Annotated in this window: 11 protein-coding genes and 1 pseudogene; 7 read left to right on the forward strand and 5 right to left on the reverse strand. The window is 43.7% G+C overall.

The genetic code is table 11. The features are described from left to right. Nucleotides 1–385 precede the first annotated feature (385 nt). Complete coding sequence (locus tag JMW90_RS02895) at nucleotides 386–1,429, forward strand: NAD(P)H-dependent flavin oxidoreductase (RefSeq protein ID WP_201561597.1); 1,044 nt, start codon at nucleotides 386–388, stop codon at nucleotides 1,427–1,429. 22 nt (nucleotides 1,430–1,451) lie between these two features. On the opposite strand, the gene JMW90_RS02900 is transcribed toward JMW90_RS02895, so the two are convergent. Both JMW90_RS02900 and JMW90_RS02905 read right to left on the reverse strand, forming a co-directional pair. Further along, nucleotides 1,452–2,402 (reverse strand): alpha/beta hydrolase, encoded by a 951-nt coding sequence (locus JMW90_RS02900; protein WP_201561598.1) that lies wholly within the window; start codon nucleotides 2,400–2,402, stop codon nucleotides 1,452–1,454. A 91-nt stretch (nucleotides 2,403–2,493) separates the two neighbouring features. Continuing rightward, complete coding sequence (locus tag JMW90_RS02905) at nucleotides 2,494–3,216, reverse strand: aspartate/glutamate racemase family protein (protein WP_201561599.1); 723 nt, start codon at nucleotides 3,214–3,216, stop codon at nucleotides 2,494–2,496. Between the two features lie 254 nt (nucleotides 3,217–3,470). Between JMW90_RS02905 and JMW90_RS02910 the strand changes: the two genes are divergently transcribed. The 4 genes from JMW90_RS02910 to JMW90_RS02925 all read left to right on the forward strand — a co-directional run bounded on the left by JMW90_RS02910 (nucleotide 3,471) and on the right by JMW90_RS02925 (nucleotide 7,295). Next, entirely contained in the window at nucleotides 3,471–3,725 is a 255-nt protein-coding gene (locus tag JMW90_RS02910; protein WP_201561600.1) for a DUF2798 domain-containing protein, read from the forward strand. A 156-nt stretch (nucleotides 3,726–3,881) separates the two neighbouring features. Then, on the forward strand, nucleotides 3,882–4,859 hold the full coding sequence (locus JMW90_RS02915) for a zinc-binding dehydrogenase (protein WP_201561601.1): 978 nt from the start codon (nucleotides 3,882–3,884) through the stop codon (nucleotides 4,857–4,859). Nucleotides 4,860–4,968: 109 nt separating this feature from the next. Beyond that, the gene (locus JMW90_RS02920) at nucleotides 4,969–5,973 is read left to right on the forward strand and encodes an oxidoreductase (RefSeq protein WP_201561602.1); all 1,005 of its coding nucleotides are present in this window, start codon (nucleotides 4,969–4,971) and stop codon (nucleotides 5,971–5,973) included. A 464-nt stretch (nucleotides 5,974–6,437) separates the two neighbouring features. Next, on the forward strand, nucleotides 6,438–7,295 hold the full coding sequence (locus tag JMW90_RS02925; RefSeq protein WP_201561603.1) for an HNH endonuclease: 858 nt from the start codon (nucleotides 6,438–6,440) through the stop codon (nucleotides 7,293–7,295). Between the two features lie 81 nt (nucleotides 7,296–7,376). Here JMW90_RS02925 and JMW90_RS02930 read toward each other — a convergent pair. From JMW90_RS02930 to guaA, 3 genes and pseudogenes are all read right to left on the reverse strand, one after another. Then, nucleotides 7,377–7,589: pseudogene (locus JMW90_RS02930) on the reverse strand (GMP synthase (glutamine-hydrolyzing)); the annotation flags it as partial. A 32-nt stretch (nucleotides 7,590–7,621) separates the two neighbouring features. Further along, nucleotides 7,622–8,596, reverse strand: coding sequence for a transcriptional repressor TCF25 family protein (locus JMW90_RS02935; protein ID WP_201561604.1), 975 nt, complete (start codon nucleotides 8,594–8,596; stop codon nucleotides 7,622–7,624). Between the two features lie 54 nt (nucleotides 8,597–8,650). Beyond that, on the reverse strand, nucleotides 8,651–10,246 hold the full coding sequence (gene guaA / locus JMW90_RS02940; protein WP_201561605.1) for a glutamine-hydrolyzing GMP synthase: 1,596 nt from the start codon (nucleotides 10,244–10,246) through the stop codon (nucleotides 8,651–8,653). Between the two features lie 392 nt (nucleotides 10,247–10,638). Between guaA and JMW90_RS02945 the strand changes: the two genes are divergently transcribed. Beyond that, the gene (locus JMW90_RS02945) at nucleotides 10,639–12,375 is read left to right on the forward strand and encodes an FAD-binding oxidoreductase (protein ID WP_201561606.1); all 1,737 of its coding nucleotides are present in this window, start codon (nucleotides 10,639–10,641) and stop codon (nucleotides 12,373–12,375) included. Between the two features lie 80 nt (nucleotides 12,376–12,455). Next, a complete protein-coding gene (locus JMW90_RS02950; protein WP_201561607.1) occupies nucleotides 12,456–14,132 on the forward strand; it encodes a glycerol-3-phosphate dehydrogenase/oxidase in 1,677 nt (558 codons plus the stop codon). Nucleotides 14,133–14,261 lie beyond the last annotated feature (129 nt).

The raw sequence follows: 14,261 nt of genomic DNA on the forward strand, positions 1-14,261 counted from the left end.
AGGCTAAAAGCAATCTTAGCACAGACCAGTTTATTAAAAAACGATTTACCATAGCCGTACTTTGTACTCGTCAGGCTTAATTATGACGTCTCCTGCCAAGTATTCCTGTATAAGTCACTATTTCGTATCAAGACCACTAGGGTATGCGCTGATTTGTGAGATTAAGCTATAGTCAGTGAAAAGTAATATCCATACATTGTGTACTGCTGGTATCAATTTTTCTTGCTTGCTGTGCTCATACAGACAGAGGCTACAAAAAATTTGCCCCAGCAGTACCGTAGCGTTTTTAGAGTATTTTGACTATATAATAGCGATTGCCCAACTTTGCAAGCGCTGCTACAGTAAATTATGGAAAACCAAACATAGAAAATAGGAAGTAAAAACCATGACGTTATTAGATAAACTTGGCATAACCCATCCTATCGTTCAAGCACCGATGGCAGGAGCGACCACACCTGAGCTGGCAGCGGCTGTCAGTAATTTTGGCGGACTGGGTTCATTGGGGGCTGGCATGACGGCGCCAGACGTTTTAAGTAGTGAAATTAATACCATTAAATCGCTCACCGATCAGCCTTTTATGATCAACCTGATGGTGTTATCAGAGCATGAGTCTACTACCCTTGATACCGCGATGCCGACTTGGCTAAGCCATTATTACCAAGAAAAAAGCATCGAAGTTGCTCTACCTAAATGTCCCGCGCTAAGCTTTGCAGAGCAGCTACAAGTGCTCTATGACAATCCGGTGCCTGTCGCCAGTTTCACTTTTGGTATTATCAGCGCCGAGCAAGTGCAACGTTTACAGAGTCTAGGCACACGGGTCATCGGTACTGCAAACCATCCGTTGGAAGCGAAAGCATGGGCGGATATTGGCGCTAATGCGGTGTGCGTACAAGGGGTTGAAGCTGGCGGACATCGTGGTGGTTGGCTGCCTCAAAGCGCAAACGATCCATTGGGATTATTGACACTGATAAGTCAAACGCGCGCTTGCACCGATATTCCGTTAATCGCAGCGGGTGGCATTATGAATGGGCAAGCCATCAGGGCGATTCAAACAGCCGGTGCCGAGCTTGCGCAAATAGGGACGGCATTTTTGACCACCGATAAGTGCGCTATCAATGATATCTATAAACAAGCACTACTCGATGCTGGTGAAAATAAACGCAGTTCTGAGACGCGCTTAACCAGATTATTCTCAGGGAAACAGGCTCGCGCTTTATTAAATGATTATCTGCGTGACTTTGCAAAATTTGAGAGCGCTCATGAGCTACCGCCCTACCCACAATTAAATGCCATGACCAAATTTATGCGTGTCCATGCGACCAAAAATTCTGATGCAGAACATCAGTCTTTATGGGTAGGACAAGGGGTAGCTTTGGTCAGACAAGAACGCACCATTGAATTATTAGAGCGCTTGGTCAAAGAGCGGTAGTTGTAAACGCTATCATTTTCTCTTATTGCTCACCCAGCTGTGCACGAAACGCTTTATAATCATTCGCCGTCTGTTTTACCGCCTCTATCATTGGTGCATGACCAATCTCTGGCATCGTAATCACTTCTGATTGCGGAATGATTTCTTTTATCAGCGTGACCGTTTCAGGCTTGATGACTTGATCCTCCTCGCCCCAAACCACCAGCGTTGGAATATTATACTCAGCGATAACCTTGGCACGCTCCTCGACATTGTCTTCAACTATTTGCGCGAGTATTTTAGATTCTAACGCTTTATTAGCGATACGTTCTTGCGCGAATACGGCTTTTACAGACTTAGGAATATAAGGCGGCTTAGACATGACAAAGTCATACATATTGTAAAAGTCTTCCGTCTTATTGATTAATAACGGATTGTTCTCAAGGGTTGCGCCTTCTAATGATTTCGGCACGCCCGCTGACCAAAACCCCGCACTATCTATCAGCCATAGACTCTTAACTTCTTTAGGATACTTTGCTGCATAAGCCACACTGATAGCGCCGCCCATTGAGTTGCCGCCGACATGAATATTGGATGTCAAACCCTTAGCTTGTAGTAGCTCATGTAAGCGTGTCGCCTGCGCATTGGCTCTATAGTCTGCCGTCATAGGTTTACTAGACTCACCAAAACCAAGCAAATCAGGTATGATCAGATGATAGCTTTCTAGCTGCCGAGCAATACGGGTAAAGTTGTCTTTATTACCGCCAAAACCATGAATCAATAGTAATGGCTCACCCGCTACATTGCCGTTTTCGGCATAAACCATTTTGTCACCAGAGCTCAATGTGAGCGCTTTTACTGCCAAATCAGACTTATTGCGCTCATATTGAACTAACTTTTGGGTGGTATTTATAGCAAGGGTGTTGGGCGCGGTGGTACAGCCGACGACTGAAAGGCTTAACAGTGTGGCAAAACCTAGGCGTTTTAATAGCATCGAAATATCCTTGTAAAATCTAGCAAATGAATAAGGGGTGAAACCACTTAAAATAACAGTCTTAGTATAAGAGTTTTGATGGCTAGGCTATTTAGTGTGAACCGGTATCTTCATTTAATAAGAACGCCACTGCCGCTGCCGCATGAATCGCTGTGGCATCAAATACTGGAATTGGGCTGTCGTCTTGACTGATTAGCAAGCCAATCTCAGTACAGCCTAATATCACGCCCTCGGCGCCTTGTGCTTCTAAAGCCTTGATTACTTGGCGATAATACTGCTGTGAACTATCGAGCAATTGCCCTTGGCACAACTCGTCGTAAATAATACGATGTACCTCTGCTTGAGTATCTGTATCTGGCACAAGCACTTGCAAGCCTGCATCAAACAAACGCTGTTTGTAAAAATTCTGGGTCATTGTAAATTGAGTACCCAGTAAAGCGACTTTAGTCAGATTTTGTTTTTTGATAACCTTAGCAGTAGCGTCTGCAATATGAATAATTGGCAAATTCGTCGCAGCTTCGATATCGTTAACGACTTTATGCATAGTATTGGTTGCAAGCAATAACCCTTGTACGCCAGCTGCCTGCAAGCGCTTGCCACTGCTCGCCATCATTGCACCCAGTTCAGTCCACGCACCTTCTACTTGCAACTTACCAATAGGCGCAAAGTCAACACTATGAATCAGTAGGTCTGCTGAATGTAACTTACCAAGCTTAGTCTTGATACCTTCGTTTATCAGACGATAATAGCTTTCGGTACTCTCCCAACTCATTCCGCCGATGATACCCAAAGTTCGCTGCTTTTGAACGCTCATACTATTACCCTGTGTGTGCCTTTTAATCTTGCTCATCGTAGCAAAAATAACCACCTTTAGTTTGCTAATATTCAGAATATTGTTATTTTTAGCAAAGAAATGACGATTATTAAAATATAACGAACTTCACTATTGATAATAACGATTTTATCCACTCATCAGCATACGCTATGATAGTCGTCAATGACGTCTCATCACACTACTCACTCTCGTTCATTGAGCGTCACTATTACCCTGTAGGAAAATTCAATATTATGGCAAACCTCCCTACCTTCAGAATACGCACTCGCCGCAAATACTACCGGCTTATCTTCACGGGAATAATGGCATTGATGATGTCACTCATTATCTCATCTGCTCTACTATTGGTAAAAGTGGGGTTCGTCGATGGCTTCTTTATGGAATTAATGCACTCGTGGGGACTGGCTTTTGTCTTTGCTTGGCCGAGCGCCTATATCTGTGCTTATCTGGTGCAAGAGCACGTACTCAGTCGGATTAAGTTTTATTAAAACCACCTACTACCATCAGTACATAACGATAAGCACATGACAACGTTTCTTAACCAAATAAGTACTGATAATTGGCCGGCAGACTTGTTACTGTTGGTAACTGAAAATCAATTCGCTTGTTAGACAAGCCGTTAAAAACTAAAAAAAGGATTTATCATGCGTAGCGCAACTTATGACCATTTTGGCAAACCCACTGAAGTACTCAGCATCGGCGATCGCCCTACTCCAGAACCTAAAGCCAATGAAGTCCGAGTCAAAACTGTCTTAGCTTCTATCCATAACCATGACTTACTCACCATTCGCGGACAATATGGCTTTAAGCCTAAAATGCCCGCTATCGGTGGTAGTGAAGCCGTTGGTATCATCGATGCTGTTGGCAGTGAGGTGAAAAATTTAAAAGTTGGTCAACGTGTCGCAGCAGCCAGTGTCCAAGCAACTTGGGCAGAGTATTTCGTGGCTGTGGAAGACATGGTATTTCCCATGCCAGATAGCTTGGACGATGAAATGGCAGCACAATTGATTGCTATGCCACTGAGCGCTTTGATGTTGCTTGAGTTCTTGGACTTACAAGCCGGTCAATGGGTTATCCAAAACGCCGCCAATGGTGCGGTCGGTAAATCGCTCGCCATGCTAGCGGCAGCGCGCGGGGTAAAAACTATTAACGTGGTACGCAGTAGTGATGCCATAGCAGAGCTAGAAGCCATCGGTGTGAAACACAATATCAATACCGAAGAGGATAGTTGGAGAGATCAGGTAAAGTCGATTATTGGTGATGACAAAATCAGTGCAGCGGTTGACTCTGTTGGCGGCGAAGACAGTGGTAGTTTATTATCCCTACTCGGTCATGGCGGGACGTTTGCCGTGTTTGGCGCGATGTCCGGTAAGCCGATGATGCTCAATCCTACCGATATGATTTTTAAGCAAGCAACGTTGAAAGGATTTTGGGGCAGTAAGCTTAGCCAAGAGATGAGTGTTGAGAATAAGCAGCGTTTGGTTGACGAGCTGATTGATCGCGCCGTAAGTGGTCAGTTAAAGCTACCGACTGAAGCGACGTTTGATTTGGCGGATATCTTAAAAGCAGTTGATGGAAAAATGCAGTCAGACAAGAAAGGTAAGGTGTTATTAAAGCCTTAGTGTTTGAGATTAAATAAAAAAGCTCATGATTTCATGGGCTTTTTTATTTTAATGAAACGAGTAAGCGGTTATTAACCACACAAAAATAAATTTAAAGAGGACTATAATTATGGCTAACAATAATACCTTTAAAGCTTTGGTCGTTCACGAGGCCAGCGACGGCAAATTCAACAAAAGCATCCAAACGCGTAACGTCAGTGATTTACCTGATAATGATTTATTAATCGAAGTCCATTATTCATCGTTAAATTTTAAAGATGCCATGTCAGCATCAGGCAATAAAAGAATTACTAAAAACTATCCGCACACGCCTGGTATCGATGCAGCAGGCGTCGTGGTCAGTGATAAATCTGGTACTTTTGAAGCAGGTCAAGAGGTTGTGGTCTTTGGTTATGATTTGGGTATGGATACCGATGGTGGCCTCAGTCAAATGATTTCTATTCCAGCCGACTGGGCGCTGCCCTGCCCGTCTTCATTAACGCTAAAAGAAGCCATGATTTACGGTACAGGTGGTCTCACCGCTGCATTAAGTGTGCAAAAATTAGAAAAAATGGGCGCAAAACCAAGTGACGGACCAGTAGCTGTCACGGGCGCAACTGGCGGGGTGGGCAGCATCAGCATCGCTATCTTAAAGCAACTGGGCTACGAGGTTATTGCCTTCTCAGGGAAACCTGAGCAAAGCGAGCACTTGAAGGAATTGGGTGCGAGCGAAGTACGTCATCGCGATACCATCAATGACATCGGCAATAAACCTATTGGCCGTGAACTGTGGGCAAATGCTATCGATACGATAGGCGGCGATTACTTAGCAAATTTACTTAAGCAAACCAAATCTGGCGGCGCGGTGACCAGTTGTGGCTTAGCAGGCGGCGCTGAGTTTTCGATGTCGGTCATGCCTTTTATCACCAGAGCGGTGTCTTTACTCGGTATCGATTCGGTCTATATTCCACTGGCTGACAAAAAGGCTATCTGGGAGCGTGTCGCCACTGATATGAAGCTGCCCAATCTTGAGCAATATTGCGAAGAGATTACCTTAGAGCAAACGCCTGAATACTTAGATCGTTTTATAGATAGTAAAACGGTTGGGCGTTATGTGGTGAATGTTCGGGGTTAGGGTTTAAAACGTTAAGCAAGCTGTTCTAAAGAAATTTAAGATAGCAAGCCTCTTTGAAGCGGTGTTTGATTTGGCAGGGGTCAGACATCTTGAAAGCGGTCGATGGTAAATTGCAGTCAGATAACAAGGTAAAGTAATTTTGAAGGCTTAATTAATCATTAATTTTTAGAATTACAAATAGTGGCAGCGTTCTGTACTTTAGGGCGCTGCCATTGCTTTTTTAAAAGATGAAGTAAAGCTGCTATCGCATGTTCTAGTTAAGAATTAATGCTATAGTCGATCCTAAATAAAAGAAATACAAATGTTATAAAGAACTAATGGGGTTAATTATTCGCAGCCTCTGTCTGCGTAGGCACAGCAAGCAAGGAAAATCAACCCCATTAGTTCTGTACCTTTTTAAAAGTGGATTAACTATACTTGTATTTTTTATCGGAAAAATATATTACAAGAACATGGAGGTTGAATTGTTTGAAGTTGGGAAAGTTTATAACCGCCGCGTAGATATACATGGTTTGTATAAAGGTCAGCAATATGGCGGTATAGCGACTCCTGCCGCTCACCCTTATGTGTTTATCTTTACTGGTGATGCTGGTGGAGAATATGGCTATATAGATGGTTTTGATGCTAATGGTATCTTTAGATACACTGGTGAAGGACAAGAAGGTCATATGAGAATGACCAAAGGAAACTTAGCTCTCCGTGACCATCAAAATAATAAAAAGGAAATCTTGCTTTTCGAATCAGTATCATCAGGCTATGTTCGATTTATAGGGTCCTGCAATTATATCAGTGACCATACTGAAGAGAGACCAGATAAAAATGGTGAGCTTCGTGATGCTATCGTCTTTCACTTAGACATTATCAGTAGTGGAGATGCTAATGTAAATCAAAAAGCAATTCACAATATGGTTGAATCACCAAAGGCATCTTATATAACTAATCATACAATAAAGCCCAGTAAGGGTAAGTCACTAAAGCAGTTGCGCGATATTGCTTTAAGTGAAACTCCAACTCAAGCAACTACTAAAGAAAAAATTCAGTCTATCAAGTATCGGAGCGATGCTATTAGATTGTATGCAAAGAAAAGAGCAAATGGTAAATGTGAAGGCTGCAATGAGTTAGCTCCATTTGAAACTAAATATGGCCCTTATTTAGAAGTACACCATTTAATAAGATTGGCAGATGGTGGTCCAGATAGACCCGAAAATGTCATTGCGCTTTGTCCTACCTGTCATCGTAGAGCTCACTATTCAATAAATCATTTAGAGTTTAATGAGGAATTAATAATTAAGGTTTCTAATATCGAGGCAAACATAATCTAACAAAATATCTGAAAATAATAAAAAAAACACCCAACAAGTTGAGTGTCTTTTACTATATAAAGCTAAAGACTAAGTGAGTAATTATTCCCACTCAATCGTCTCCAGTGGTTTGCTCGACATATCATAAGTCACTCGTGATACTTCAGCGATCTCATTCATAATACGATTCGATACCGTCTCAATCAAATCATACAACAGATGTGCAAAGCACGCGGTCATAAAGTCCACCGTCTCAACCGCACGTAGCGCAATTACCCACGCATAGCGGCGGCCATCACCGACCGATTTCATTGATTAGAATACCGAAAATGTTTGCATAAGAAGGATCACTTCTTCTTTTCAGCACGTTTTTTCTCGATCAATGCTTGAGCCGTAGCGTTTCCTTCCCACCATTCACCCATATCTTGCCAGTAGAAATATGCCTGATCTTTACCACCGATTTCTATACCATAACTATTATCAATACCACGTGGTCTAGGATGGCGTTTTTTTAGTATTTCATGAGCCACTTCAGGCAAGTTGGCTTGCGCGATAACCCATTCTTTTTCTGCCTTATCTAACTTATCTTGGTAGCAATAAGCCAATACTTTGCCAAAAGCAATATTGGCCAGCATATCCTCTGGATAATCGTCACAGATTTGAATGATTTTTTGGTATTGTTCGGTCAGCATATATAGCTCTACCAAGCGTTCACGTATGCCCAAATTGTCATTAGGGCACACTTGTAATAGCTTTTCACCTTGCTCACATGCCAACTTGTAGCTACCGTTATCCGCATACAAATTGGTTGATTGAAACAAAGCGCGCAAAAAGGGACGGTTTTCCATGATGCCCCAAGGAAGCTTACTTTTTTGCCAATTAAACTTTTTGGGAAAGTATTCTAAATAAAGTCGCATACATTCACGGCTACTTAGTAAGGCTAAAAAGCTATCGCCATGCTCCTCACATAAAAAAGCTAAGTTAAAGTAAGCATCAGGGTCATTTATACTTTCTAACACTAGAAATTGCGCAATGTCACGAGCCACTTCATACCCATCACGCGCCAAAGTCATTTGAATAACCTGAAATGAGGTCGGCGGCTGGTCATCAAAGTCTTGCATAATTTCATCTTGAAACTTGGTCATCACTTCGTTCATGATGTCATCAATATCGCGACCTGCTTTTATTTCTGCGTCAACGAAATCTTTTACTTTGTTTTTTAAGTGGCTACTTTCATTAGCGTTAGCTGATTTATTTTTAGGAAATTCAATAATCGACTCTTCAAACATCCATTCATCTTGACCGACATGAATTAATTTCATAGCTTATTGCTCCTTTTTGCGTCCTATTTTTATATCACATTACAAAGATGTGAGCTACTCCCACTCAATCGTCGCCGGTGGCTTGCTCGACACATCATAAGTCACGCGTGATACTTCAGCAATCTCATTCATAATGCGATTAGATACGGTTTCAATCAAGTCATACGGCAGATGCGCAAAGCGTGCAGTCATAAAGTCCACCGTTTCAACGGCACGTAGCGCAATCACCCATGCATAGCGGCGTCCATCACCCACCACGCCAACTGATTTAATCGGTTGGAATACCGCAAATGCTTGCGCGGTCTTCTCATACCAGCCTGATTTTTCTAATTCTTCCATAAAGATAGCATCGGCAGAACGCAAGATATCAGCAAATTCTTTGGTTACTTCGCCCAAGATACGCACGCCCAAACCCGGTCCTGGGAACGGATGACGGTTGATCATTTTAGCTGGTAAACCTAAGGTAATACCGAGTTTACGAACTTCATCTTTAAACAAATCACGTAACGGCTCAACCAATTCAAAGGCTAAATCATCTGGCAAACCGCCGACATTATGATGGCTCTTAATCACGTGCGCTTTACCTTGGTGCGACTTGGCAGATTCAATCACGTCAGGATAAATAGTGCCTTGTGCTAAGAATTCAATGACTTTACCATCGCTTTGCTCGCTGATTTCACGGGCGCTATTGGCAAAGACGTCAATAAAGGTTTTACCAATGATTTTACGCTTAGCTTCAGGATCAGACTCGCCTGCCAATGCCGTTAAGAATAACTCTTCGGCATCGACGCGAATGACTTTAACGCCCATGTTTTCAGCGAAGATTTGCATGACTTGATCGCCTTCGTATAGACGGAGCAAACCAGTGTCAACAAACACACAAGTCAGCTGATCGCCAATGGCTTTATGCAATAAGGCCGCGACGACTGAGCTATCGACACCACCTGAAAGACCCAGCAAGACTTGCTTATCACCGATTTGCTTTTGCAACTGTGCAATACGCATATCGATGATGTTATCAGCCGTCCAGCTACCCGCGCAGCCACAGATATCATGGACAAAACGACCAAGCAACGCCTGACCTTGGGCGGTATGGGTGACTTCAGGATGGAACTGTAAACCATAATAATGGCGTGTATCGTCCGCCATAATTGCAATCGGACAGCTTGGCGTACTGGCAACGATATCGAAGCCTTGTGGCGCATCAATGACTTTATCGCCATGACTCATCCAGACATTGAGCTTACCAGCAGCGTCTTCGATGCCATCTATAAGGGTAGATTTACCATCGATATTAATAGTCGACGCACCAAATTCATGGATATCACTGGCGTGAACTTGTCCACCGAAGCGCTCTGCCATCGCTTGCATACCATAGCAAATACCCAATACGGGTACGCCTAAGTCAAAGACGGCGTCGTTGATACGCGGGCTATTTTCTGCATGCACGCTTTCAGGGCCACCCGATAAGATGATACCTTTTGCGCCAAAATCGATGATACGTTGGGTGTCGATGTCATACGGGAACATCTCACAGAATACGCCTGAATCGCGTACACGGCGGGCGATTAATTGACTATATTGTGAGCCAAAATCGAGGATTAAGATGCGATCTTCTTTAATTGTAGGAGTGGCAGCGGCAGTGGTCATAAATCGATGTCCATCAAGAAAAAATTAGTGGCTTATTTTAACAAGTTTGAACCCATTAATGGCTATTAGATGATTAATTATTGATTATTTTTGCGAGTTATTAGGTAGTTATAAGAATAATACTCCTGAGCGAATGCTAATAATGAAGCTGCAGAGCAGAAGCTATAATTTTTTATTATACAAATGACGAGTCTATATAAAAATTTTGTTTATATTGTGCTATGCTCGAACGATAAATACTTTATTTTTAAAACTGCTTATTTACTATAAGCCCTTAATATCATATATTTTTATGATGAATCTTAGCCAATTATCAGCTGTCAGGTTGAGCCAACATTATCCGAACCCTTAATTATAATAGATAGTCATAACAAATCGACAGGTATGTCCCTATGAGCAAAATCAAATCTCTTATTCGTAAAACCGCTACGCCTGCCAATACCAACAATCCTATATTAGATAACATCGCAAACAGTGATGCGCCCATTAACATGACCGCCAACACGCCGATAGAGCAAACGCGCTGGAACGGCTGGGGCAATATCAATATTAATAAAAAAGTCTCAGCGCATGGGGCGAAACTGATCAAATCACACATCGGTAAAACCAAAAAACTAAACTCTGTCAGTTTGGCGCAGGTACTCAAAACCGTCCCCAAATCGCGCCTACCTACTGCCATTACTGAGTTAAAGACAGTATCTATTGATCAAGAAGATAGACTCAGACATGCGCGTGGACAGAGCTTTCCTGATTGGATTGCCATGCACGGTGGCGACTTTGAGGTCTTTCCTGATGGCGTCGCTTTTCCTGAATCGACCGCTGATGTCGAAATCTTATTGAAACTGGCAAGCGAGCATGATCTTATCGTCATTCCTTTTGGTGGCGGTACTTCAGTAGCTGGTCACATTAATCCACAAAAGGGTTCACGCCCCATACTGACAGTTGCCATGAGCAAGATGGCTCAGCTTATTGATTTAGATAATGAAAGCCAAATTGCTACCTTTGGCGCAGGCACACAAGGACCAGCAGTCGAAGCGCAATTAGACACACACGGCTACCGTTTGGGACATTATCCCCAGTCTTGGGAGCTATCGACCCTCGGCGGCTGGATTGCCGCACGCTCTAGTGGTCAGCAGTCATTGGGATACGGGCGTATCGAGCAGATGTTTGCTGGTGGCACTTTGGTGACACCGCAAGGGACATTGAATATAGCTGATTTCCCAGCGTCAGCGGCAGGTCCTGATCTGCGTGAGATGATGATGGGTACGGAAGGTCGCGCTGGTATTTTTACCGAAGTTAAGATGCGTGTTCAGCATCAGCCTGAAGAGGAGCTGTTTAAAGTCGCATTTATGCCTAACTGGGAAGTGGGTAAAGAAGTACTTAGACAAGCCGTGCAAAAAAACATTCGCTTATCGATGCTACGCCTAAGTAATGCGGTCGAGACTGACGCGCATTTACATTTGGGTACGACACCCAGCCAATTTTTAGCGATCAGTACTTATCTTAAAGCGCGCGGACTCAGTTCAGATAAAGTCATGCTCACTTATGGCGTATCCGGTGATAAAGCACAGAATAAACTGGCGCTGACGGAGTTTAATAAGCTATTAAAACAGCAAGGTAGTGTCACTGGTAAAATAACCGATATCATGGGCAGTGTATGGGCGCATGGACGTTTTAAATTTCCTTATTTACGCGGAACACTGTGGGAAAAAGGCATCATGGTCGATACCTTTGAGACCGCAACCAACTGGAATCATATCGACGAGCAGATGCAGCAGATGCAAGAAGCGGTACAAAACGCTCTGGCAGATGAAGGCGAAGAAGTCATGGCCTTTACCCATATCTCGCATGTCTATAAACAAGGTGCTAGCCTTTATACCACCTACTTTTTTAGAGCGGCACAAGATCACGCTAGCACTTTAAGTCGCTGGCAAAAAATCAAACATGCCGCCAGTTCAAGTTTAGCCAATGGCACAGCGACGATATCGCATCAGCATGGCGTTGGTCGCGATCATGCCCCTTACCTAGCAGCCGAAAAAGGTAAGCTTGGCATTCAGGTAACCAGCGATATGCTCAAAAGCTTAGATCCTGAACAGCGTATGAATCCGGGTGTTTTAATCGAAGACTAAAAGGCAGCTACAGCCCTACCAGATGGCTTAGAAACACTGAGTCACTGATTAATTTGATTGTAAATTACGATGGATCGTTTATGAACCAAGCCAATCAGCATGATCAATACCAGCAACGCCAGCAAGCATTAGCGCCTTTATCTCGCCGCTCGTCTCAAGAAGTGCCTTGGGATATGCTGATCATCGGCGGCGGTATTACTGGCGCGGGGATTGCTCGCGAGGCGGCACGGCGTGGCTTAACAGTATTGTTGATTGAGCAGAAAGACTTTGCTTGGGGAACTTCTAGCCGCTCGAGCAAAATGGTACATGGCGGGCTACGCTACATCGCTTCGGGAGATTATAAGACCACCTTGCTTAGCGTCCGTGAGCGTGAGCGCATGCTTGGCGAGGCTAGCGGTCTGGTGAACGAGATGCATTTCGTCATGCCACACTATAAAGGCAAGTTTCCGCCGCCGTGGATATTTAATACCTTGCTACGTGTCTACGATGGCTTAGCGGGCAAGCGCTACTCTAAGTATTTTAAAAAAGACGCCTTTCTTAGCCTGAATCCAAATATTAAGCAAGAGAAGTTTTTGGGAGCCAGCCAGTTTAGCGATGCAGTGACTGATGACTCGCGTTTGGTTATGCGAGTGTTAGACGAAGCGACTCATGATGGTGCGCAGGCGATTAATTACCTTAAAGCTGAATCGTTAATCACCAACGAGCAAGGCTTGGTCGTTGGTGCTACTCTCATAGATGGTTCTTCTGAAGATAGTAGTCATACTTACGATGTTCATGCAAAAGTCGTGGTCAGCGCGACCGGTGCTTGGGCGGATACGCTACGAATGCAGGCAAGTAAGCAAACGGAACAAGCTTTTCATAAGCAGATTCGTCCGTCGCGCGGTAGCCATTTGGTGGTTAGTCAAGAGCGTCTGCCTCTTACACAAGCCTATACTTCTTTGCACCCTGTCGATAAAAGAGCAGTGTTTGTTTTCCCATGGGAAAATCGTACCGTCCTTGGCACCACCGATTTGGATCATCCAACCTTAGATGATAGTGAGGTCGGTATAACGAACGAAGAGGTGGATTATCTATTAGCGGCGACCAATAACCTCTTTGATGATGCTAACCTCAACAGAGAGGATGTTATCAGTACTTGGGCGGGCGTGCGTCCACTGATTTCAGAAGGTGGCGATGGCAAGCGCGTCAGTCCTAGCAAAGAAAAACGCGACCATAGCGTTTGGCTCGATAATAACTTAGTGACCGTCAGTGGCGGCAAGCTAACCACCTTTCGTCTAATCGCACTTGATGTGCTAAAGGTTTGTCAAAAAGTGCTCGAGCTTGATGAGTCAGCTACTCAAGATAATGTGTCATATAGCAGCCAAGTTTTTAGTAATCAAACGCCAACCAATGCCAAGTTTGCTACCCTACCCGCATCGCTACAACAGCGCTTGCAAGGATTTTATGGCAGGCAACTGGATAGCTTACTTGAGCTGGCGCATGACGATGACTTGGCTTATGTGACTGATAGCAATACCATCTGGGCAGAGATTCGCTTTGCTACTCGCTATGAGCAAGTCATTCATTTAGATGATTTATTATTGCGACGTACGCGCTTGGGTCTTATATTACCTAATGGTGCGATGACACCGCTTATCAGTCATCGAGTTAAGCAAATATGTCAGCAAGAGCTGGGCTGGGATGAGCAAAAATGGCAGCAAGAGGCTGACCGTTATACACAATTATGGCAACGCTACTATCATCTGCCTGCGGCCTAGCACTTTTTTATACGATATTAATAAACAAGTGCTACTGGTATAAGTTTTCCGCAGCCTCTGTCTGCGTAGGCACAGCAAGCAAGGAACACTTATACCAGTAGCACGTTATAATCATAGTATTTTTAGTGA

The sequence above is a fragment of the Psychrobacter glacincola genome, assembly GCF_904846215.1.
Taxonomy (GTDB): Bacteria; Pseudomonadota; Gammaproteobacteria; order Pseudomonadales; family Moraxellaceae; genus Psychrobacter; species Psychrobacter glacincola.